This window comes from Frigoribacterium sp. CF331 (assembly GCF_057787905.1).
This window is the reverse complement of sequence record NZ_CM173545.1, coordinates 389043-410989: the sequence shown is the minus strand read 5'-3', so window position 1 is coordinate 410989 and position 21947 is coordinate 389043. Positions and strand designations below refer to the sequence as shown.

At 69.5% G+C, this 21947-nt stretch carries 12 protein-coding genes; 2 read left to right on the top strand and 10 right to left on the bottom strand.

The genetic code is table 11. The features are described from left to right. The first annotated feature begins 14 nt into the window (after window positions 1–14). A complete protein-coding gene (locus AC3CCI_RS01850) occupies window positions 15–1262 on the top strand; it encodes an alcohol dehydrogenase catalytic domain-containing protein (RefSeq protein ID WP_488627934.1) in 1248 nt (415 codons plus the stop codon). Window positions 1263–1327: 65 nt separating this feature from the next. Here AC3CCI_RS01850 and AC3CCI_RS01845 read toward each other — a convergent pair whose 3' ends face one another. The 7 genes from AC3CCI_RS01845 to AC3CCI_RS01815 all read right to left on the bottom strand — a co-directional run bounded on the left by AC3CCI_RS01845 (window position 1328) and on the right by AC3CCI_RS01815 (window position 16003). After that, a complete protein-coding gene (locus AC3CCI_RS01845; protein WP_488627933.1) occupies window positions 1328–1867 on the bottom strand; it encodes a GNAT family N-acetyltransferase in 540 nt (179 codons plus the stop codon). 169 nt (window positions 1868–2036) lie between these two features. Then, entirely contained in the window at window positions 2037–7148 is a 5112-nt protein-coding gene (locus tag AC3CCI_RS01840) for a glycoside hydrolase family 3 N-terminal domain-containing protein (protein WP_488627932.1), read from the bottom strand. Between the two features lie 247 nt (window positions 7149–7395). After that, window positions 7396–8775 (bottom strand): MFS transporter, encoded by a 1380-nt coding sequence (locus AC3CCI_RS01835; protein ID WP_488627931.1) that lies wholly within the window; start codon window positions 8773–8775, stop codon window positions 7396–7398. 53 nt (window positions 8776–8828) lie between these two features. Then, on the bottom strand, window positions 8829–11390 hold the full coding sequence (locus AC3CCI_RS01830; RefSeq protein ID WP_488627930.1) for a DEAD/DEAH box helicase: 2562 nt from the start codon (window positions 11388–11390) through the stop codon (window positions 8829–8831). After that, window positions 11371–12339: a HamA C-terminal domain-containing protein gene (locus AC3CCI_RS01825; protein WP_488627929.1), complete on the bottom strand. Its 969-nt coding sequence runs from the start codon at window positions 12337–12339 to the stop codon at window positions 11371–11373. The genes AC3CCI_RS01830 and AC3CCI_RS01825 overlap by 20 nt, the downstream gene beginning before the upstream one ends. A gap of 74 nt (window positions 12340–12413) precedes the next feature. Continuing rightward, entirely contained in the window at window positions 12414–14951 is a 2538-nt protein-coding gene (locus AC3CCI_RS01820) for an ATP-dependent DNA ligase (RefSeq protein WP_488627928.1), read from the bottom strand. Between the two features lie 164 nt (window positions 14952–15115). Next, window positions 15116–16003, bottom strand: a complete 888-nt coding sequence (locus AC3CCI_RS01815) for an SDR family oxidoreductase (RefSeq protein WP_056262685.1) — start codon at window positions 16001–16003, stop codon at window positions 15116–15118. A 91-nt stretch (window positions 16004–16094) separates the two neighbouring features. Between AC3CCI_RS01815 and ku the strand changes: the two genes are divergently transcribed. Then, window positions 16095–17123 carry a non-homologous end joining protein Ku gene (gene ku / locus AC3CCI_RS01810; protein ID WP_488627927.1) on the top strand — a complete coding sequence of 343 codons (1029 nt, stop codon included), beginning with the start codon at window positions 16095–16097 and terminating at the stop codon, window positions 17121–17123. A 74-nt stretch (window positions 17124–17197) separates the two neighbouring features. On the opposite strand, the gene AC3CCI_RS01805 is transcribed toward ku, so the two are convergent. From AC3CCI_RS01805 to AC3CCI_RS01795, 3 genes are read right to left on the bottom strand one after another with little or no spacing between them, the layout of a single operon-like run. Further along, a complete protein-coding gene (locus AC3CCI_RS01805; RefSeq protein ID WP_488627926.1) occupies window positions 17198–17476 on the bottom strand; it encodes a DUF7218 family protein in 279 nt (92 codons plus the stop codon). A gap of 41 nt (window positions 17477–17517) precedes the next feature. Continuing rightward, window positions 17518–19914, bottom strand: a complete 2397-nt coding sequence (locus tag AC3CCI_RS01800; protein ID WP_488627925.1) for a phosphoketolase family protein — start codon at window positions 19912–19914, stop codon at window positions 17518–17520. Next, window positions 19914–21785 (bottom strand): glycoside hydrolase family 15 protein, encoded by a 1872-nt coding sequence (locus tag AC3CCI_RS01795; protein ID WP_488628645.1) that lies wholly within the window; start codon window positions 21783–21785, stop codon window positions 19914–19916. The genes AC3CCI_RS01800 and AC3CCI_RS01795 overlap by 1 nt, the downstream gene beginning before the upstream one ends. Between the last annotated feature and the right edge of the window lie 162 nt (window positions 21786–21947).

The following is a 21947-nucleotide window of genomic DNA, read 5'->3' as shown; positions in this document are numbered from 1 at the left end:
GAGGGGCGGGGACGATGTCGAGGGCGACGCAGGCGGGGCGGCTGCGGGCCGACCCGATGCGTCCGGTGCTCGACGGTCGCGACGTGTGCCTCGACTCGCCGGCGACGGCCCAGGTCTGGCTCGGCCCGGGCGCGGGGGGCGGGAGCGGCGTGGGGGTCGGGACCGGCGGGCGAGGCGGTGCGGGCTTCAGCGAGATCGCGGTGCCCGGCGTGCGGCTCGCGCGCGGGGACGCCCTGGTCGCCGTCGAGCTCGCGGTCGCCGGGGCGGACGAGGTCGACGTGGTGAGCGGGCGGGCGGGCGTGCCGGCACCGGTCGTGCTCGGCGGCTCGGCCGTGGGGCGCGTGGTCGAGGCCGACGAGCACGCGCGGGCCCACGACGGTCGGCGGCTGCGGCCGGGCATGCGCGTCGTCTGGTCACGCACCGTGACCTGCGGCCGGTGTGCCGCCTGCCATCGCGGCCTGGGCGCGGCGTGCACGTCGCTCGAGGGGTACGGGCGCGAGCGCACGCGACGCAGCTGGCAGCTCTCCGGGGCGTTCGCGAGCCACGTGCACCTGCGCCGGGGCACCGCCGTGCTGGTCGTCTCCGACGACGTGCCCGCGGCCGTGCTCGCGCCGGTGGCCGGGGCGACCGCGACGGCCGCCGAGATGCTGGACCGCGCCTCCTCGGTGCTCGGGCTCTCCGGCCTGCCGTCCGTCGCCGGCCAGGTCGTCGTCGTGTCGGGGGCCGGCACCCTCGGACTGGTCGCGACGGCGATGGCGACCGACTCGGGTGCCCGCGTCGTGGTCGTCGACCCGCAGGAGGCGCGGCGCGAGCGGTCGCGCGCGTTCGGCGCCGTCGCCGTGGTCGACCCCGCGGCGACGGCCGGGCCGCACGCCCTGTCGCGGGTGCTCGCGGCCGTCGACCGGTCGGGGCGCCACCGCACGGTCGGGCTCGCGGTCGACGGGGCCGGGGCGTCGACCTTGGTCGAACAGGTCGCGGTCGGGGGAGTCGTCGTGCTCGCGCGAGGGACGGTGCGCGGGGACGACGTCGTCGTCGCGGGCGCGCGACTCGTCGAGGGGCTCGTCACGGTCACGGGAGCGGGCGACACCGGGCCCGAGAGGCTCGCGTGGGCCGTCGCGTGGGCGTCCGAGGCCTGGCGACGGTGGCCGCTGGGGTCGCTCGTCGGCGAGACGGTGCATCTGACCGACGTGGGGGCGGCCCTGACCGCGGCGGGTCCGGGTGACGGCCTGATCGGAGTCGAGCCCGCCCCCGCGGTGCGGTGAACCCCGTCGCCCCGTGAGGCCCGTGTCGTCGCGGTCGGCCGCACGGGACGGCGTCGGCGGACCGGTCAGGAGGCGCGGCGCAGCCGGTGGAGGACGTGCGGCCGCAGCTCGTGGCCGGGTGGCAGCGCCGGGTGCTCGAAGTCGTCGGCCGGGTCGTGCGTCATGCCGATGCGGCGCATCACGCGGCGGGACGGTTCGTTGATCGCGGCGGTGAAGCTGATGAGGGCGGGCAGGTCGGCACCGGCCGGGTCGAACGCGAAGCGGACGACCTCGCGCGCGGCCTCGGTCGCGAAGCCGCGGCCCCACGCGTCCCGGGCGAGCCGCCAGCCGATCTCGACCTGCTGGTCGAGCACGGGGTCGAACGACGGACGCGACAGCCCGACGAAGCCGACGAAGGCCCCCGTGTCGCGACGTTCGACGGCCCAGAGCCCGAACCCGTCGGACTCGATCGCGGCGTCGAGCCGGTTGACCATCGCGTCGCTCTCGGCGCGCGTGCGCGTCGAGGGGAAGTAGCGCATCACCTCGGGGTCGGCGTTCAGGGCGGCGAACGGCTGCCGGTCGGAGTCACGCCAGCGGCGCAGCAGCAGGCGGTCGGTGGTGAGCACCCGGCGACGCTAGCAGCCCGGAGGCGCCGGGGCAGGGGAGGGGGCGGGGCGGACGAGCAGAGGTGCCGGAGAACCCCGTTCCGAACGACGCACCCGGAAGACAGGGGGTGCATCGTTCGAAGCGGGGTTCAGGGGCGTGTCGTGGCCTGGCGTGGCGATCCCGGTTGACTCAGCCGTGGTCGCGCGGGCGACGCAGTCGCAGGGCCACCCCGAGCGCCATGATCAGGAACGCCGCGACGGCGATGCCGATCCACTCGCCCGAGCCCGTCCAGGCGAGCCCGGCCGGCGAGGCGACGACGGTGCCGCCCGAGCCGGTCCCCGAGCCCGAGCCGCCACCCGGCGTCCCCGCACCCGGCGTCCCGGCACCGGGGGTGCCGGCACCGGGGGTGCCGTCACCCGGCGTGCCGCCCCCGGGGGTTCCGGGGTCGCCGGGACCGGCCGTCGCGAGCACCGTCAGCGTGGCCCGCGCGATCTGCCCGGACCCTTCGAGCTCGACGACGTGCGCCCCGGGCTCGAGGTCGGCCGGCACGACGAACCGCAGCACGCCGACTCCGGCCGCCGTGGCGTCGGTGCCACCGATCGACTGCGGCTCCGAGAACACCGTGCCCGCCAGGGCCTCGCCGCCGACGAAGCCCGTCGCCGTGATCGACACCGTGTCGCCCGGTCGTGCGGTCGCGGGGTCGAGCGTGCCGGGCACGACGACCTTCGTCGGCTCGACGACGCCCAGCTCGATGCCGAGGACCGTCGCGAACCGCGCGAGGGCCACGTCGGGCAGTCCGCGTTGCAGGGCGTTCTCGGCGTCGGCCGTCAGGGCGGCCGACCCGTCGACCGCCGAGCCGTCGACCATCGCCGCCTGGGCCAGGTCGCGGGCGATGGACACGAGGTCGTCGGCCGTGGCCATCGTGCCGAGGTCGGTGCCGCCGAACGGCGTCACGGCCGCGAGCAGGAGGCGCAGGGCCGTGGCCGCGTCGGTCACCGTCCCGTCGGCGTCCCACACGTCGGCGTCGAGCACGTCCTGCACCGCCTCACGGGCCGCGCCCTCGGGCAGGGAGGCGACCAGCGCCTCCAGACGCTCGCGCGCCCCGTCGGTGCGCAAGCCCCAGCCGTACGGGTAGAGCGGTTCGTAGTCGGCGTCGCCGACGTTGATCGGCACCTGGTCGGCGCTTGCCGCCCAGGTCACGGGCAGGCGTCCGGTGAACGGCCGGTCGCCGAACAGCACGTCGGCGACGCCGGCGCCCTCCGAGCCCGGTAGCGAGGACGCGACGACCGCGTCGGCCGCGCTCACGACGTCGCCGAGCAGCTGCGGACGGCCCGAGACGACGAGCACGACGCACGAGGCGGTCGCCGCGCACACCTCGTCGACGATCGCCTGGTCGGACGCCGTCAGCGACAGGCTCGAGCCGTTGTTGGGCACGTCGCCCTGACCCTCGGCGTACGGACGCTCGCCGACGACGACGACACCGGTCTGACCGGCGCCGATCGGGGCCGACGCGTCGGGGCTCAGCGTGACCGAGGCTCCCGGGGCGACCTCGCGGATGCCCTCGGCGATGCTCGTGCCGGTCGTCGTGTCGCCCGAACCGCCCTGCCAGCTGATGGTCCAGCCGCCCATCTGGCGGCCGAGGTCGTCGGCGGTGGAGCCGGCGACGTAGAGGTCGGCGTCCGCGGCCAACGGCAGCGCGCCTCCCGCGTTCTTCAGCAGCACCTGCGACTCGCCGGCGGCCTGACGGGCCACGGCACGGTTCTCGGCCGAGCCGACCCCGTCGACGTTGGTGCGGTCGGCGAACGGCTGCTCGAAGAGGTTCAGGTCGAACTTCTGGGTGAGGATGCGCCGCACGGCGTCGTCGACCCTCGACTCGGCGACGTCGCCCGAGCGCACCGCCGCCACGATCGCGTCGATGAACGCACCGTAGTTGTAGGGCGCCATCGCCATGTCGAGCCCGGCGTTCACCGAACGGACGGCCTTGTCGGCGTAGCTGCCGCCCGGCAGCTTGTCGATGCCCTCCCAGTCGCTGATGAGGAACCCCCGGAAGCCCAGGTCGCCCTTCAGCAGGCCGGTGTTGAGCGCCGCGTTCTCGTGCATGCGCACCGGGCCGTCGCCGAGGTCGACCGCCGAGTACGACGGCATGATCGTGCCCACGCCCGCCTGGAGGGCCGGCAGGTACGGGTCGACGTGCAGCCGGGTGAAGTCCTCGAGCGAGTCGGCGTTCGTGACGCCCTGGTCGATCGGGTACGCGCCCGTGCCCGCGACCGACTCGTCGTAGCTCGTGCCGCCGTCACCGGCCCAGTGCTTGGCGGTGGCGAGCACCTCGTCGGCTCCACCGATGTCGGTGGGGTCGTCGCCCTGCAGGCCGACCACCGACGGGGCGGCGAAGGTGCGGACCAGGTCGGGGTCCTCGCCGAACGACTCGTAGCTGCGACCCCAGCGCTCGTCACGCGAGACGCAGAGGCACGGGGCGAACGTCCACGGCACGCCGGTCGCGCGCACCTCGGTCGCCGTCACGCGGGCGATCTCCTCGACGAGGGCCGGGTCGCGGGCCGCGCCGAGGCCGGTGTTGTGCGGGAAGATCGTCGCGCCCACGACGTTGCTGTGGCCGTGGACGGCGTCGACGCCGTAGACCATCGGGATCTGCAGGCGGGTCGACAGGGCCTCGCGCTGGTACGCGTCGACCATGTCGGCCCACGCGACCGCGGTGTTGCCCTCGGGCACCGAACCGCCACCGCTCAGCAGCGAGCCGAGCGCGCGACCGCTGATGTCCTGCGGCGACGACAGGCCGAGCCGCTCGGCCTGCGCCATCTGGCCCACCTTCTCGTCGAGCGTCATGCGTCCGATCAGGTCGGCCACGCGGTCGGCCGTCGGCAGCGAGGCGTCGAGGTACGGCAGGTCGTGCGCACCGATCACGACGCGCGGGCCGTCGCCGACCTTGGCCGTGGTCGACGCCAGCGACACCGAGAACTCCTTCGACTCGGCGGCCCCCGAGGAGGCGCGGGTCGACACGGTCACGGGCTGGGCCGTCCCCGAGGCGGTTCCCGCCGCGAAGGTCACCGTGCCGGACGCGGCGTCGTAGTCGGTGCCCTCGGCGGCGGTGCCGTCGGCGGTCGTCCAGTCGACCGACACGTCCGACGCGAGCGGTTCGTCGCCCGCCGTCGTCACCGTCAACGGGATCTCGACCGAGCCGCCGGCGTCGACCAGGTAGACGTCCTGCGACGGGTCGACCGTGACGGACGCGGCGCTCGCCGGGGTGCCGTACAGCTGCGTGTCGTCGATCGCGTAGCCGACCGGGGCAGGGGTGCCCGGGGTGAAGGTGAACGAGTAGCCGAAGGCACTCGTCAGGTCGAGCGTGCCGTTCGTCGTCGCCGCGTCGCCCGGCTGGTAGCCCGACGGGGTGAACGACGAGAAGGGCAGTTCGACGAGCTTCCAGCGGCTGGTGCTGCTGCCCCAGTTGTCCTTGAAGGTGGTCGCCCAGAGTTCGCTCGTCTCGGCCGTGCTGCCACCGGTCGGGTTGCCGTCCTTGACCTCGACCTTGATGTCGGCGCCCGCGGTCGGCGAGGCCGGGTTGTTGGACTGCGACGCGTACCACCAGAACCTCAGGCCCTGGTAGCTCGACCAGTCCTGGCTGTCGGCCAGGTTGTGGCTGAGGCCGCCGTAGCCGCCCGCCGGGATCGCGAAGTCGCCGCTCATCACGTGGTTGTCGGCACGGCCGTCGCGCTCCTGCACGGTGACGTCACGGCTGATCGTGGGCTCGAGCGGTGCGGGGGAGCCCCAGGTGAAGAAGCCGACCGGGTCGGTCGTCGTGCCGAGCGGCACGTCGCCCTCGAAGTCCTCGATCGTCGTCGCGCGCTCGAAGAGGGCGACGTCGTCGAACTGCCACGAGCCCGCGCCGAGTCCGGTCAGGGTGACGGCGAAGCCGGTCGAGGCCGAGGGGTCGAAGCGCAGGTCGCTCGACGGCTGGCCCTTCTGCCGCAGGTCGGCGAACAGCACGCTGACCTGCTTCCAGTCGGCGCTGTCGTCGACGACGGTCTGCTCGAACAGGGCCGCGTTGCCGTTCTTGAGCTCGTAGTGCAGGGGCAGGCCCGAGGCGGTGCCCTGGAACCAGAACGAGAAGCCGTCCGCGTCGCTCCAGTCGGTGGCGGGGGTGTCGTGCGAGAAGCCGAACCAGCTCTCGGCGGTGGTGGGGCCGGCGACGGTGGCACGCAGGGCCTGGCCGCCCGTCGCTCCCTCGCGCTGCGCCTCCACGGTGTCGAGGACGGGGGTGACCTCGGGGCTCTGGCCCCAGCCGAAGTAGCCGGCGGGCACGCCGCCCTCGAAGTCGTCGAGCACGGTCGTCGCACCCGCGTTGGGCAGGGTGCCCGTCGGGGTGAGGGCCACGGTCAGGGTCGCCCGCGTGCCGAGCACGGTCGGGTCGCTGGGCTCGGACGCGGTCAGCTCGATGGTCTTGCGCGGGCTGAGCGCGCCGGTCGACGTCGTCACGAGGTCGACGGAGGCGCTGGTCGCGCCGGGCGCGAAGGTCACGGTCTCGTCGAGGGCCGCGTAGTCGGTGACCGCGGTCGCCGTGCCGCCGGTGGAGCGCACGCGCACGGTGACCGGCTCGTCGCTCGGGCCGGTGAGGCTGAGGCCGGCGGTGAGGGTCTGACCGGCCGCGACGGTGGCGGTCGATCGGTCGAAGGTGACCGAGCGCGTCTGCGCCTCGCCGAAGACCTGGAGGCCGTAGGCCGAGTAGCCGTAGAAGTGCTCGCGGGTCGCGTCCCAGGTGGCGGCGGCGCGCTTCAGCATGCTCACGCGCACGTAGCGGGCGTCGGTCGGGGTCGAGAGGGTGACGTCGTCACGCCCGCCGTCGCTCGTGACCGTCTGCGCCGTGGTCCAGCTCTCGGCCAGCGTCGGGTCGCCCGACGTGACGTCGACGGTGTAGTCGGTGGCGTACGAGGTCTCCCAGTCGAGGCCGATCGCGTCGACGCGGGCGGTGCCGCCGAGGTCGACGATCACCGACGCGGTGAACTCGACGTCCTCGTCGGGGCCGTTGCCGCTGGCCCAGCGCGTGGCGGGGTCGCCGTCGATCAGGGCCTCGGCGGGGAACGTGCCGTCGCCGTCGGCCTGGCTCGCCGAGGCGGTGACCGTGCCGAAACGGGCGAGGTCGACGGGGGCGGCCTGGGCGGCGATCGCCGGCAGGCCGCTCAGCAGCAGGGCCGCGGCGGCGGTCCCGGCGGCGAGCGCGAGACCGCGGCGTCGACGACGTGCGGGACGCGACCGAGGGGTCGAGGAGGAGCGGGCAGGGGCAGCGGACACGATTACTCCCTTGTAATCACGGCTGTCTCACGACAGAGCTGGAGCCACCCCCGAACGAGGGCGGCTCACGTCTGGCTCATCGTAGGGTCACAGGCGCTTCGAGGGCAATGGGGGCGGGTCCGCGTTCCGCGGTGGTCCCTCCCCGGGTGACAGCGCACCGCGTCTCGTGCACCGCGCCTCGTCTCGACCGGGTGTGGTGCACGAAACGCGGTGCAGCGCTGCTCGACGCTGCCGGGCGCGACCCGGTTCAGGAGGCGCGGGTGCGGGCGCGCAGGCCGACGAACGACACCAGCGCGCTCGTCACGAGCAGCACGGCGACGACGACGACGACGCGGTGGAACCCGCCCACCGTGAGCGCGCCTCCGGCGATGACGCCGAGGAAGGCGACGGCGACCAGCCCGGCCACCCTCGAGATGGCGTTGTTGACCGCCGAGGCGATGCCCGACTGCCCTGACGGGATCTGCGACAGCACCGTGGAGGTCAGCGGGGCGACGGTCACCGACAGGCCGAAGCCGAACAGGACCACGCCGGGCACGATCTGCCACCAGACGTCGATCGGGTCGCGGACGAGGAGCATCCAGAGGAACCCGCTCGCGGTGATCAGCGGCCCGACCGTCATGAAGGGGCGGGGCCCGTGCGTGGCGGCGAGCGTGCCGAAGAGCGTCGAGAACAGCAACGAGACGATCGTCGTGGGCAGGGTGACGAGACCGGCCAGCGTCGCCGGCAGCCCGGCCAGCTCTTGCACGACGAGGGGGATCGTCAGGGTGCCGAGGCTGAGCGCCGAGTAGATGCCGACGGTGGCCAGGTTGCCGACCGTGAAGGTGCGGGTGCGGAACAGGCCGAGCGGCATCATCGGGGCGGTCGTGCGGCGCTCCCACCAGACGAAGGCGGCGAGCGCGGCGAGCCCGACCACGAGCGGCGTGACGACGAACCAGGCGCCGAACCCGACGCGCTGCCCCTCGATGAGCGCGAAGACGGGTCCGGCCAGGCCGACGGCGGCCAGCACCGCGCCGACGACGTCGACCCGTGGGGGAGACCCCTCGCCACCCCGGTGGGCGTCGCCGGGCAGGCGGCTCATCAGCCCGAGCGTGAGGACGACGGGCACGACGACGACGGCGAACACCCAGCGCCAGCCGAGCGTGTCGACGAGCGCGCCGCCGGTCAGCGGGCCGATCAGGAAGGCGACTCCGGTCCAGGCGGTCCAGCTGCCGATGGCCTTGCCCTGGGCCGGACCGCTGAAGGTCGAGGTGATCAGCGCGAGGCTGCTCGGCACGAGCAGGGCTGCGGTGACGCCCTGCAGCGCGCGGGCGGCGATCAAGAGGCCCGGGTCGGGGGCGAGGGCGGCGAGCAGGCTCGTCACGGCGAAGCCGACGAGCCCCGCGCGCAGCACGCGCACCCGGCCGAACGTGTCGCTGAGCGAGCCGGCCACGAGCATGAGCGATCCCAGCGTCAGGAGGTAGGCGTCGACGACCCACTGCTGCAGGGCGAGGCCGGCTCCGTCGTCGGCGGTCGCGGCGCCGCCGGCCGTGCCGCTGCCGAGCTCACGGGCGATCGCGGGCAGGGCGACCGTGACGATGGACCCGTCGAGGAACGCCACGAACGAGGCCAGCACGGCGACGACGAGCACGACCCGCCGCCCTCGGAGACCGACAGCAGTATTTACTCCACCACCCCCTGACATCATGCTTCATGTTGGCTTGACGGCGGGGCCTTTTTAATGATGTCTATCTCAGCCCTCACGAGCCCAGGAAGATCGACTGCCTCCAGGTCGAGTCCTAGAACCAATTCTGTAACTTGATCGCGTGAAAGGTTGTCAACGAGCACTTGCTCAGATAGGGCAACGGCAGCGAACCTGCTGAGACCAATTGACATAAGCGACACCTGAGTCCCGGAATTGACGCCTAGTTCGAGCATCATTGCTATGTCGGGAGCGTCTAGTGCGGTCTCACCATCTTTCTCCAGCCGGACACGAATGAGATCTGAGTAGCAAGCCAAGTATTTGGGGGCCTTGAATCGCGCTACCTGCTCGATGTCACCCATTACTTCGCGAATGACCGTGCTTAGCGAGGGGGGCTTCGTACGATTTCTTGCTCGCTGCATACGGTCGTCGATCAGACGCCTCAGCGGGTGGCCTAACATCCAGCCCTGTAGGAGGAAGGTCAACTGCCAGCTGCGACTGTCCCCGCCAAAGTCGCCACCCAGATAACGGCTGCACTGGTCTAGCGCCTCCTTATACCTAGCTGCGGAGCCGGATTCCCACGGGTAGGGAATCTGCATGCTCCTCACTGCGTCAGCGGAAAGACCATCGAGAATATTGCTCATCTGCTGCAGCCGCAAGCCCGGTATCCCGGTGTGACGAGCTAAAACACTTGCCGGTAGCGTGATAGAAGCCGAAGCGGCGGCGAGAGCATTACGCACACTGGCGGAAACGTTGTCAGGGTGCAGCCCGGTCAAGTCTTCCAATGAACGGCCCTGTCTCGCTCGAGCCAAAAGATAGCTTGCGGCGGCAGTGGACTGTAAGTCGATCGGGTCGGGCGACGCAGCCGCTTCACGCAAAGACGAAACGATCAGATCCTCGGCTTGCAAGGCTTTGTCAAGTGCGCGGACGATTGGGCGCCTTTCTCGAACGCGTGGCAAATTTGGCCATGCACTCGGTGCCTCGGTGCGGAGGCATATCACGTTGCCTTGAAATTCTTTTCCCCAGCGACCAGCACGGCCGGCCAAGTTCCAAAAATCGGCTACGCTCATGGGGTTTTTTTGTCCCTTGCGCGGATTCATGACAAACAAGTTCTGGCAAGGAAGATTGACGCCCTCTAGCAGCGTGGAAGTGCATACAAGATAGCGTATGGTTCCCTTCCGAAAAAGTTCTTCCACGGCAAGTTTGACTTGCATGGGCATGTTTCCGTAATGGAAGGCGATGCCATGCTCAAGAGCGGCAATGAGACTGTATTTCGGATGGATCGAGGTTGCTATGAACTCCTGCAGCCGCGCTAGGTCTTCCAGCTGTTCGCTGCTGTGCGGATAATTTGTACCTTGAGCAATTAGCAGTGCAATGGCCTCAGCCTCGGCCGCCCCATTCGCATAGATAACATTCCCGCTACTTGACTCACCAAGCTTGAGGCCCACGAGAGCAAGAGCTTTAGGCACTGTATTCGGATTTGTTTCGAGTTCGAATGAGCCAACGGGTAATGCAACACCGTCAACGAGAGTCTCCAGGAGCCAACTACGCGGCTTGCCTCGAGCGGGGTTGGCCCAAATCAAGTTCTGGTTTACCGTGACCGAGCTGCTATCTATCACCTGACTTCTTTTTGGTCCTCCTCGCAGAAGCTCCTCGGGGTTGCTGGAAAGAGGACTTGCAAAAATGACCTTTGCTTGGGCATCTCTGCTTGCGTTCTCGTCAATGACCTGCTGCAGGAGAATCCCGCGAGGCCCGTCTGAAACCTTTTGTGCTTCATCTATGAACAGAAGGTGCGGAACGATTTCCGGTTCCATCTGCTGAAGTAGGTGGAAGCGTTCTTGCGTGAGGACAAACACCATTGAGCGAGTGCGGGCCCAAGTCTGCTCCCACGGCATTGTCGAGACGTCACTAAGCCCCGCTAGATCTCGCCGCAAATCCGCGCTTACTTCTTCCACGAGTGCCCTGGTGGGAACAATGTAAACCCCCAGGAAGGCTCGGCCTGCATCGTGACTTAGGAGGCGCTCGCGAAACCACTGACGGACGATCCTCGATTTCCCTGCGGAGGTTGGCGCGCTAACGGATAGCCATGCTGCGTTGCTTGCCGAAGCCCAGAATGACGTCTGAAATTCATTCGCCTCAAACGAGCTGCCATCGAACTGGTCGATTGTGAGGGCTAGTCTCTTTCGGATCACATCAAGAACAAGTGGACCCTCGCGATGCAGATAATTGTTTGGTCCAAGCAACTGACGACTTATGGCAAGCCGAAGGGCCAATCTGTTCCCGCTACGTTCTAGGAGAATAGCCGCGGCATCAGCCATCGATGGGTTACTGGAAGCATCCATCAAGGCGCTGATAGCGACACGAAGAACGGTGTCTTGACTTGCTTCTGTCTTTTCGCTGGTGAGTCCGCTAGCGCAGAAAAGTAGGTAGGGCCAGTCTGGTTCGAACGATGACGCTGGCGTCAGACCTGCTAGAGCTTGCGCAACGGACCTCACACGGACGTTGCGTATCTCACGAACAAAGCGTTCAGATAGAAGGAGCGAATCAAGCAGGGACAGTAGCACGTTGGACTCCTATCGCCTTAAGCATCTCCGCGCGGAAGTCAGCAACGTCGGGGAATGGAATGCAGAAGAACTCCGTGCTGAAACTACTGAGTGCTGCGGCATGTGTTTCACTTTTCACGTCTTCTCGCCACTCTGCCACTTCTATTTCTATCGCTTTCTTTACGTCGTCCTCGGCAGCCTGCAGGTTAGGGTAGTTCGACTGATCGAAGCCAATGAGTATGGCTGCGCGGACCTCAACATCGGTTGATTTAGGCGACTCGTCGTCGAAGTAATGAAAGAGTTTCTTGGCAAGGAGTCTTCCTCCGACGTCGAGATTGTCTCGAATGAGCAAAACGTCTCTCGACTGGTGGCTTGACAAGGAAGCTGCCAGTAGAGGTTTTACGCTATCAAGGGCCTCGCGAATGGCCGATCGGCGATTCTTGTACAACTTTGCTTCACCCCAGTACAGCGCGAGCCTGCCGCCTTCGAGGCCGATGGCGTGAACGCCATCGGCCCCATGAATGTGCATTCTCTCGTTGGTCTTCAGGCTCATTTTGCAAAGAATCTGAGGTACACCAAGCCACGATTCCATCAGCGCGTAGAGAAGTAATTCTCCGCCCTCGCCGGTCTTGACAAGGTCGGTGAAGGCCTCTCGAGCTTCGGTATTGAGCCTGTTCAGGGCCCGAATCCGTTGCTCCGGAGGCTGGTTTTGAGCCAAACGGATACGGCTGCGCGGAATGCAGTACGACGTGATGTCTTGAGCCAAGTTTCGCGCCAACTTGCCAACCATGGGCATGCCGGAAGCGTCGTGGGCTAGAAAATGGCACCTTACCGTAGTTCTTGTGTCCTCGATATGGACAACAGAGTGTTCTACTAGAAGTTTAGGTAAGCGGCTGTTGGCACGACGGGACTGCTTACTCAGAGCTCGAACGAACCAACGGTCAATACCAGCATCTAGCAGTTCACGCACAAAGGATGACTTCAATACCTTGTCCCCGACCTTGCCTCATAGTTTGAGGGTAAGTCGACAATAGAGGTTATTCCTCACCCCTCGCGGACGACGTCGCCCGGCGACTTGTCGGGGCGCCACCCGCGCCAGCTCGGCTGCCGCAGCCGGCCGGTCGCGGTCCACTCGGCGATCGACACCTCGCCCACCCGCGACGGGGTGACCCAGTGCGCGTCGCGCGCGTCGACCGCGGGCACGCCGACCAGCGGGCTGGTCTTCCGCTCGGCCGCTCGCAACGACGGCAGCAGCTCGTCGAGCTCGCGGTCGGTGAACCCCGTGCCGACCCGGCCCACGTAGCGCAGCCCGTCGTCGCCGGGCACGCCCATCAGCAGCGAGCCGACGCCGTCCGCCCGTCGACCGGCCCCGGGGCGCCAGCCGGCGATCACGACCTCCTGCGTCTGGTGGTGCTTCATCTTGATCCAGGCCCGCGACCGTCGGCCGGCGCTGTAGGTCGCGTCGCGGCGCTTGGCGACCACGCCCTCGAGCCGGAGGCGCTTCGAGGTCGCGACCGCCGCCTCCAGGTCGCCGTCGAACGCCGGGGGCACGTCGATCGCGCCGCCGCTCTCGATGATCCGCTCGAGCACCTCGCGCCGGTCGTCGTACCCGTCCTTCACGAGCGAGCGCCCCTCGGCCCGCATGACGTCGAAGAGCAACAGCTTGACGGGTGCACCCTTGGTGGCCCGGGCCACGTCGCGCGGCCGCGTCAGCCCCATGCGGGTCTGCAGCAACCCGAAGTCGGGGCGACCCTTCTCGTCGACGGCCACGATCTCGCCGTCGAGCACCGCGCCTCCGTCGCCGTCGACCCGCTGGGCCAGCACCTGCAGCTCGGGGTAGGCCGGCGTCAGGTCGTTGCCGTTGCGGCTGGTCAACGTGACCGCGCCGTCGTGGACGACCGCCACCGCGCGGATGCCGTCCCACTTCATCTCGAACGCCCACCCGCCCTCGGCGACGTCGTGCGCGTCGCCCGTCGTCGCCAGCATCGGGGCGACCGGGTCGGGTGCGGGCATCTCCTCCTTCGTGCCACGAGCCGAGGAGGCGCGGCCCGCCTTCCCGGGGGAGCCGTCGGCCGTGCGCGACGTGCGTGAGGACTTGCCGACGTCCGACCTCCCGGCGTGCGCACTCGCGTGGCCGCCACCGTCACCCGACTCGTCCTTCATGCGGTGGATGAGCCAGTTCGACTCGGCCCGTCCGCCGCCGTGCCCGGTGTGGATCAGCGCCACACGTCGCGTGCCCCGCTGCTCGCCGTGCAGCACGACGATGACCTCCTTGCCGTCGCGCCACTTCTCGAGGTCGTACTCGCCCGAGTCCCAGATCGTGACCTCGCCGGCGCCGTACTCGCCCTTCGCGATGGTGCCCTCGAAGGTGCCGTACTCGAGCGGGTGGTCCTCGGTCTGCACGGCGAGGTGGTTGGTGCCGGGATCGTCGGGCTCGCCCTTGGGCAGCGCCCAGCTGACGAGGACGCCGTCGTGCTCGAGCCGGAAGTCCCAGTGCAACGAGCTCGCGTGGTGCTCCTGGATGACGAAGCTCGTGCCGTCGGTCGAGGCGGGTGCGCCGGCCGGCACCGGTTCGGCGGTCTTCGAGGCGTCCCGCTTCGACCGGTAGACCTCGAGGCGGTCCCGGGTCTTCTCGGACGGGTCGTGGTCCGCGGCCTCCGTGTTGCGGAAGTCCTCGCCCAGTTCCCCCGGCGGCACCGGCACGTGCGCGGAGACGTCGGCCAGGGGGTCGCCACGCCGCTTCAGACGCGAGAGCACGTCGGTGTACTCGAGCTGCACGAGCGTCTTCGAGGCGAGCTCGCGCCAGGTGCGCGGCATCGCCACGGTCGGCCGGGTCCGCCCCCGCAGCGAGTACGGCGCGACCGTCGTCTTGGCGCCGTTGTTCTGCGACCAGTCGAGCAGCACCTTGCCCCGGCGGTCGGCCTTGCCCATCGTGCTGAGGACGAGCTCGGGGTGGTCGGCCTCCATCGCACGGGCCAGTTCGTGGGCGACCTCGCCGACCTGGGCGCTCGTCTGCCGCCCGTCGAGCCGCGCGTAGAGGTGGACGCCCTTGCTGCCGCTCGTGACGGGCATCAGCTCGAGCCCCATGCCCTCGACGATCGGGCGCAGCAGCGTCGCCACGGCCACGCACTCGGCGAGGCCGACGCCCTCACCCGGGTCGAGGTCGAGCACCAGCCGGTCGGGGTTGCGTTGCGCCCCCTTCGGGCCGAACCGCCACTGCGGGACGTGCACCTCGAGGGCGGCGACCTGCGCCAGCCAGGTGAGCGTCGCCAGGTCGTTGACCATCGGGTAGACGTTCGCGTGGTCCTTGTGCTCGATGGTGTGCCGGGCGACCCAGTCGGGTGCCGAGTCGGGCAGGTTCTTCTCGAAGAACACCTGGCCGTCGACGCCGTCGACCCAGCGCTTGCGGGTGGCCGGGCGGCCCTCGACGTGCGGCAGCATCCATTCGGCGACGGCGGCGTAGTAGCCCAGCACGTCGGCCTTGGTCGTGCCCGTATCGGGGTAGAGCACCTTGTCGAGGTTCGTCAGCTGCAGCCGGTGCCCGCCCACCTCGACGGTCTCGCCGCGTCCCTTGCCCGCCATCGCGCGCCTCCCTGCCTCGTGTGCTTCTCGTTCTACCCGGGTCTCGTCCTCGCCGGGTCTCGTCACCGCCTCTCGGCCACGGGGACGACCGCGGCCCGCCGCCCCGCGCGAGCCGGACGACGGGCCGGGGTGTCGTCAGGACGACCGAGCCGAGGAGGCGCGGGTCAGACCGCGGGCATCGCTCCGGCGATCGTGATGGTCGCGCCCGAGGTGTAGCTCGACTCGGGGCTCACGAGGTGCACGTAGGCCGCGGCCAGTTCGGCGGGTTGACCGGGACGACCGAACGGCGCCTGGCCGCCGAACTCCGACACCGTCTCGGCGTCGTCGGAGCCGGGCTGCAGGGGAGTCCACACCGGGCCGGGCGAGACCTGGTTGACGCGGATGCCCTTGGGCGCGAGCTGCTGGGCGAGACCCGAGGTGAAGACGCCGATCGCACCCTTGGTGAGGGCGTAGTCGATCTTGTCGGGGCTGGGCTGCGTGCCCTGCACCGACCCGGTCGTCACGATCGACGAACCGGGCTCGAGGTGGGGGATGGCGGCCTGGGTCAGCCAGAAGAGCGAGTAGACGTTGGTCTTGATCGTCGAGTCGATGTCCTCGGTGGTGAGCGTGAGGATGTCGTCGTTGCTCTTCATGCGGCCGGCGACCATGACGAGGGTGTCGAGTCCGCCGAACTCGTCGACGGCCTTCTGCACCAGGTCGTGGCAGTACTGCTCGTCCGAGATGTCGCCGGGGACGAGGACGGCCTTGCGACCCTCGCCCTCGAGCAGGTCGCGCACCTCTTCGGCGTCCTTCTGCTCGCTGGGAAGGTAGCTGAGCACGAGGTCCGCGCCCTCGCGGCTGAGCGCGATCGCGGCGGCACGGCCGATGCCCGAGTCCGCCCCGGTGACGACGCCGCGGAAGCCGGTGAGGCGCTCCTTGCCGACGTAGCTGGTCTCGCCGTGGTCCGGCTTCGGGTCCATCTTCCACGCCTCGCCGGGCAACGACTGCTCCTGCTTCGGGAACGGCGGTGCGGGGTAGAGGTCGACCGGGTTCTTCTTGTCGTATTGGCTCATGCGTCCACGGTGCCCGCACCGCGCCTCCCGCGGTCGGGGCCTGTACCCCGCGAACGGTCATTCGGAGCGCACGCGGAGAAAGATGAGTGTCATGCGATCGATCTGGAAGGGCGCGATCACGTTCGGGCTCGTCAACGTGCCCGTCAAGCTGTACAGCGCCACCGAGGACCACGACGTGTCGCTGCACCAGGTGCACGACGCGGACGGCGGGCGCATCCGCTACCAACGGAAGTGCGAGATCTGCGGCAAGGTCGTCGACTACGAGCACATCGACAAGGCCTACGACGACGGCGACCGCACCGTGGTCATCACGGGCGACGACCTGAAGTCGCTGCCCGAGGAGCGCTCGCGCGAGATCGACGTGCTCGAGTTCGTGCCGAGCGACCAGATCGATCCGATCATGCTCGACCGCAGCTACTTCCTCGAGCCGGACGGCACCTCGCCGAAGGCTTACGTGCTGCTGCGCCGCACCCTCGAGGAGACGGACCGCACGGCGATCGTGCACTTCTCGCTGAGGCAGAAGACCCGGCTCGCCGCCCTGCGCGTGCGGGGCGACGTGCTCATGCTGCAGACGCTGTTGTGGGACGACGAGGTGCGCGAGGCGAGGTTCCCCGCCCTCGAGAAGAAGACCCGCATCACGGACAAGGAGCTCGACATGTCGTCGTCGCTCGTCGACTCGCTGAGCGACGACTTCGAGCCGGCCGACTTCAGCGACGACTACCAGGAGGAGCTGCGGCAGCTCATCGACGCCAAGCTGGAGGAGGGCGAGTCAATCGACACGGACGCCACCTTCGGTGAGAAGCCGGACGACGACGACGGTGAGGGCGGCGAGGTCATCGACCTGATGGATGCGCTGCGTCAGTCGGTCGAGAAGAACCGGTCGGGCGGGCACCGCAAGCCGGCGAAGAAGCCGGCCGCGTCGGGGACGGGCTCTTCCACTGGTGCGAAGGAGCCGGCCGCGAAGAAGCCTGCCGCGAAGAAGCGTGCGGCGAAGAAGCCTGCGGCGAAGTCGTCGACCACGACGTCGTCTCGTTCAGGAGGCGCGGGGACCGCCGCGAAGGAGGAGCCCGCGTCGTCCGCTCGGAAGAAGAGGGCGGCCCCCGAGAAGAAGGCCAGTTGACGGCTCGACGGACGAGTCGCCGCCCGGTCGTCGCCTGAGGCGCGGATACCCACGGCGGACGGCGACCCACACGGTCAGTGCTCGCGGAGCGCCTCGACCAGGTCGGCCTTCTTCAGGTCGGAGTAGCCCGTCAGGCCGAGTTCCTTCGCTCTCGCCTTGAGGTCGTCGACGGTCCAGTCGTCGTACGACCCGGCCTTGCCCCCCTTGGCCGCGACCTTCTTCTCGCTGTTGCCCTTCTGGGCGGCGGCGTTCGAGATGCGCGCTGCCTTCTCTTTGGAGGCGCCCTCGTCGCGGAGCGCCTCGTACATGTCGGGGTTCTTCAGCTGCGGGGGAGTGTCGTCCTTCGGCGTCATGCGCCCGACCGTACGCCCGCGACGGCGACCTGTCGCACGCCTCAGGCCCCGAACTGCCAGCCGGTGACGTCCGGGTGGTCCTCGCCGTGCTCGTAGGCGTACGCCCGGGCGGCCTCGCGTCGCGACTCGACGTCGGCGACCAGCTCGGGGTTCTCGTCGGCCAGCCCGGGCACCCGGTGCAGCACGTCGAGCACCAGGCGGTACCGGTCGATGTCGTTGAGCATGGCCATGTCGAAGGGCGTCGTGGTCGTGCCCTTCTCCTGGAACCCTCGCACGTGCAGGTTGTCGTGGTTCGTGCGCCGGTAGGTCAGTTGGTGCACGAGCGACGGGTAGCCGTGGAAGTCGAAGACGACCGGCTTCGAGGTGGTGAAGAGCGCGTCGAAGTCGTCGCTCGTGAGGCCGTGCGAGTGCTCGGTGACGTCCTGCAGGCGCATCAGGTCGACGACGTTGACCACCCGGGTGGTCAGCGACGGCAGCATCTGGCGCAACAGGTCGGCCGCCGCGACCGTCTCGAGGGTCGGCACGTCGCCGGCGCAGGCCAGCACGACGTCGGGGTCGACGCCGTCGACGGGCGTGCCCTCGGTGCCGGCCCACTCCCAGATGCCGGCGCCGCGCCGGACGTGCTCCTCGGCTTCGGCCAGGGACAGCCAGGCCGGTGACTCCTGCTTGCCGGCGACGATGACGTTGACGGTGTCGGTCGTGCGGAAGGCGTGGTCCGCCACCGCGAGCAGCGTGTTGGCGTCGGGCGCGAGGTAGATGCGCACGAGGTGCGCCTGCTTGTTGACGACGACGTCGAGGAACCCGGGGTCTTGATGGGAGAACCCGTTGTGGTCCTGTCGCCAGACGTGCGACGAGAGCAGATAGGTGAACGACGAGATGGGCGCGCGCCACTCGATCTCGTCGGCGCTCTCGAGCCACTTGGCGTGCTGGTTGAACATCGAGTCGACGATGTGCACGAACGCCTCGTAGGTGTTGAGCAGGCCGTGGCGCCCGGTCAGCAGGTACCCCTCCATCAGGCCCTGCAGGAGGTGTTCGCTGAGGACCTCCATGACGCGACCGCTGCGGGCGACGTGTTCGTCCTCGGGCCAGATGTCGGCCGACCAGACCCGTTCGGTCACGTCGAACACGCCGTCGAGCCGGTTCGACACCGTCTCGTCCGGCCCGAAGAGCCGGAAGGTCGACGGGTTGTCGCGCACGATCTCGGCGAGCCACCGGCCGAGCACGCGGGTGGCCTCGGCCTGCGTGCGCCGGTCGTCCGACGTCTCGACCGCGTGCGCCCGGTAGTCGCTCAGGGACAGGTCGCGTCGGACCAGGCCGCCGTTCGACGCCGGGATCGCGCTCATCCGCTTCGCGCCCCGTGGCCGCAGTCCGTCGAGCCACGCCACGGGTCGACCCGTCTCGTCGAAGAGTTCGTCGGCCCGGTAGGAGCGCATCCAGTCGTTCAGCTGCGTGCGGTGGGCGTCGTCGTCGCGGACGCCGCTGAGCGGCACCTGGTGGGCCCGCCAGGTGCCTTCGATGCGCTCGCCGTCGACGACCTTCGGGCCGGTCCAGCCCTTCGGGGTGCGGAGCACGATCATCGGCCAGCGTGGCCGCTCGGTGCCGTCGCCGGTCCGGGCCGCTCGCTGCAGCTCGTCGATGCGCGCGAACGCGTGGTCGAGGGTCGTCGCCATGCGCTCGTGCACGCGCATCGGGTCTTCGCCGTCGAAGCCTCCCGCCACCACCAGCGGGTCGTAGCCGTAGCCCCGCATGAGGTCGAGCAGCTCGGACTCGGGGATGCGCGAGAGCACCGTCGGGTTGGCGATCTTGTACCCGTTGAGGTTCAGGATGGGCAGGACGGCTCCGTCGTGCCGGGCGTCGAGCAGCTTGTTCGCGTGCCAACTCGTCGCCAGCGGACCGGTCTCGGCCTCACCGTCGCCGATGACGCACACTGCGACCAGGTCGGGGTCGTCGAGCACGGCGCCGTAGGCGTGGCTCAGCGAGTAACCGAGTTCTCCGCCCTCGTTGATCGAGCCCGGGGTCTCGGGAGCGGCGTGCGAGGGGATGCCTCCGGGGAACGAGAACTGCTTGAACAGCTTCTGCATCCCCGCGGCGTCCTGCGACACCTCGGGGAACAGCTCGCTGTAGGTGCCCTCGAGATAGGTGTTGGCGACCATGGCCGGCCCGCCGTGCCCCGGGCCGCAGACGTACAGCAGGTCACGGTCGTCGCGGCGGATCACCCGGTTCAGGTGGGCGTAGACGAAACTCAACGCGGGCGACGTGCCCCAGTGGCCGAGGAGGCGCGGCTTGACGTCGTCGCGTGCCACCGGTCGCGAGAGCAGCGGGTTCTCCATCAGGTAGATCTGCCCGACGGTCAGGTAGTTCGCGGCCCGCCACCAGGCGTCGACGAGGGAGAGGTCGTCGGTCGTCACCGGCGTGGGCGGCGTCGCGTCGCGGTTCATCACTGACCCTCCAGGTCGTCGGTCGTGCCTTCGCGGCCCATCTCGTCGATGGTGATCGCCGCGTTGACGAGCGCGAGGTGGCTGAGGCCCTGAGGCAGGTTGCCGAGGAACTGTCCGTCGTCGGCGCTGATCATCTCGGTCAGCAGGCCGACGTCGTTCGGCTGCCGGACGAGCTCGTCCATCAGCTCGACCGCCTCGTCCTGTCGGCCCACGCAGGCCAGTGCGCTGGCGAGCCAGAAGGCGCAGGCCACGAACGTGCCTTCCTCCTGGTCGACCTCGCTGTAGCGGAACACGAGAGGGCCGGCGCTGAGTTCGCGCCGGATGGCGTCGATGGTTCTCGACATGCGCTCGCCGCGGTCGAAGCCGCTCGGGGCGTGCAACAGCACCGAGGCGTCGAGCTTCTCGCTGCCCGGGTACATGACGTACGAGCCGATCTCGTCGTTCCACCCGTGTTCGGCGACCCAGTCGACGATCAGGTCGCGGTTCTTCTTCCAGAACACGACGTCGTCGGGGTCGGGGTGCATCTGGCCGACCTCGGTGAGGTGCAGGGCGGCGTCGATGGCCTGCCAGCAGCCCATCTTGCTGCTGACGTAGTGCTGCTCGTCGCCGAGCTCCCACATGCCCGAGTCCTTCTCCTGCCAGCGACGGCAGGCGTCGTCGGCGAAGCCGGCCAGCAGGTCGCCGGTCGACTCGTCGAGGATGTTGCCGTCGGCGGCGTACTGGCTCATGATCGCCAGGATGTCGGCGTAGGTGCCGAGCTGCAGCTGCTCGCCCGCCGGGTTGCCCTTGTAGACCGGGCCGATGCCCCGCCAGCCCTCGGAGCCCGTCTCGTGCGTGCCGTCCGGCACCGTCCCGTCGAGGTTCAAGAAGATGTGCATCGTGCGGCCGTTGGCCTTCAGTGCCGACAGCAGCCACGACACGGCCGCCTGAGTCTCTTCGCGCAGGCCGAAGCGGACCAGCGCGTTGACCGTGTAGGCCAGGTCGCGGACCCAGGCGAAGCGGTAGTCCCAGTTCTTGTCGCCCGTGAAGTTCTCGGGCAGGGCGGCGGTCGCCGCCGCGGCGATCGCGCCCGTGGGGCTGAAGATCAGCAGCTTGAGTGCCAGGGCGCTGCGCTGCACGGCGTCGGACCACGGGCCGTCCCAGTTGAACTCGTCCGACCAGGTCTGCCAGTTGCGCACCGTGCGGTCGATGCCCTGGTCGACCACGTGCGGGTCGGGCAGGTGCAGCGGCTCGTCCTCGACGCCGCACAGGCAGATCAGCGAGCGCGACCCCTCGTGCGTCGTGAACTCGCCCCAGAACCGGTGCGGCCCACCGTGCGACTCGCCGTCGCCCGGCTCGATCGAGTCGAGTCGGCCGTGGTCGAAGCCGACGAGCGCGAGGTTGATGTCGGCGGCGCGCAGCACGGGGCCGTGCAGGGTCTCGACCCGGCGGATCGGGTGCGTGCCGAAGGTGTTGCCGGGGATCACGGCCCAGCGCATGTCGACCGAGCCCGTGACGCCCTCGACGCGTCGGGCGAGTTCGGCCCAGGGGAGGCGCCCGGCGATGCCCGTGACCAGGGCGTCGGTGATCTGCACCACGCCCGAGGAGGTGCGGAACCGCGTGACGAGGACGTTCGTGTTCTCGACGTACTCGCGCTGCACCTCGAAGTCGTCGTCGACGGGGCGCAGTTCGATGCGCCCGCCCTTGCCCGCGTCGACGATGCCCGAGAAGACGGGGTCGCTGTCCATGTCGGGCATGGGCAGCCAGTCGATCTGGCCGTCGCGGGCGATGAGGGCCACCGTGCGTCCGTCGCCGATGGCGCCGTACGACCGCAGCGGCACGTACCCGTCGTCGCGCGGGTCGGGCCGGTGCCACTCACCGGCGGCGCCGATCGTCGCGCCGTGGTGGTCGGCCTGGGTGTCGTCTGGGGTCTCGAGGGTGTCCGTCACCCGTCCTACGGTGGCCCGTCGCGCCTCCCGGTGTCCGTCCCTCGCAGTGTTCTGTGTGGCGGGGGAGGTCGCCGTACCCCTGTGGGCGAGGCGTGGAGCCGGTGG

What these genes read in the sequence shown, in the direction of transcription:
- AC3CCI_RS01850 (WP_488627934.1), top strand. Translation starts at nt 15, where the DNA reads ATGTCGAGGGCGACGCAGGCGGGGCGGCTGCGGGCCGACCCGATGCGT.
- AC3CCI_RS01820 (WP_488627928.1), bottom strand. Translation starts at nt 14,951, where the DNA reads ATGGCGGGCAAGGGACGCGGCGAGACCGTCGAGGTGGGCGGGCACCGG.
- AC3CCI_RS01815 (WP_056262685.1), bottom strand. Translation starts at nt 16,003, where the DNA reads ATGAGCCAATACGACAAGAAGAACCCGGTCGACCTCTACCCCGCACCG.
- ku (WP_488627927.1), top strand. Translation starts at nt 16,095, where the DNA reads ATGCGATCGATCTGGAAGGGCGCGATCACGTTCGGGCTCGTCAACGTG.
- AC3CCI_RS01805 (WP_488627926.1), bottom strand. Translation starts at nt 17,476, where the DNA reads ATGACGCCGAAGGACGACACTCCCCCGCAGCTGAAGAACCCCGACATG.
- AC3CCI_RS01800 (WP_488627925.1), bottom strand. Translation starts at nt 19,914, where the DNA reads ATGAACCGCGACGCGACGCCGCCCACGCCGGTGACGACCGACGACCTC.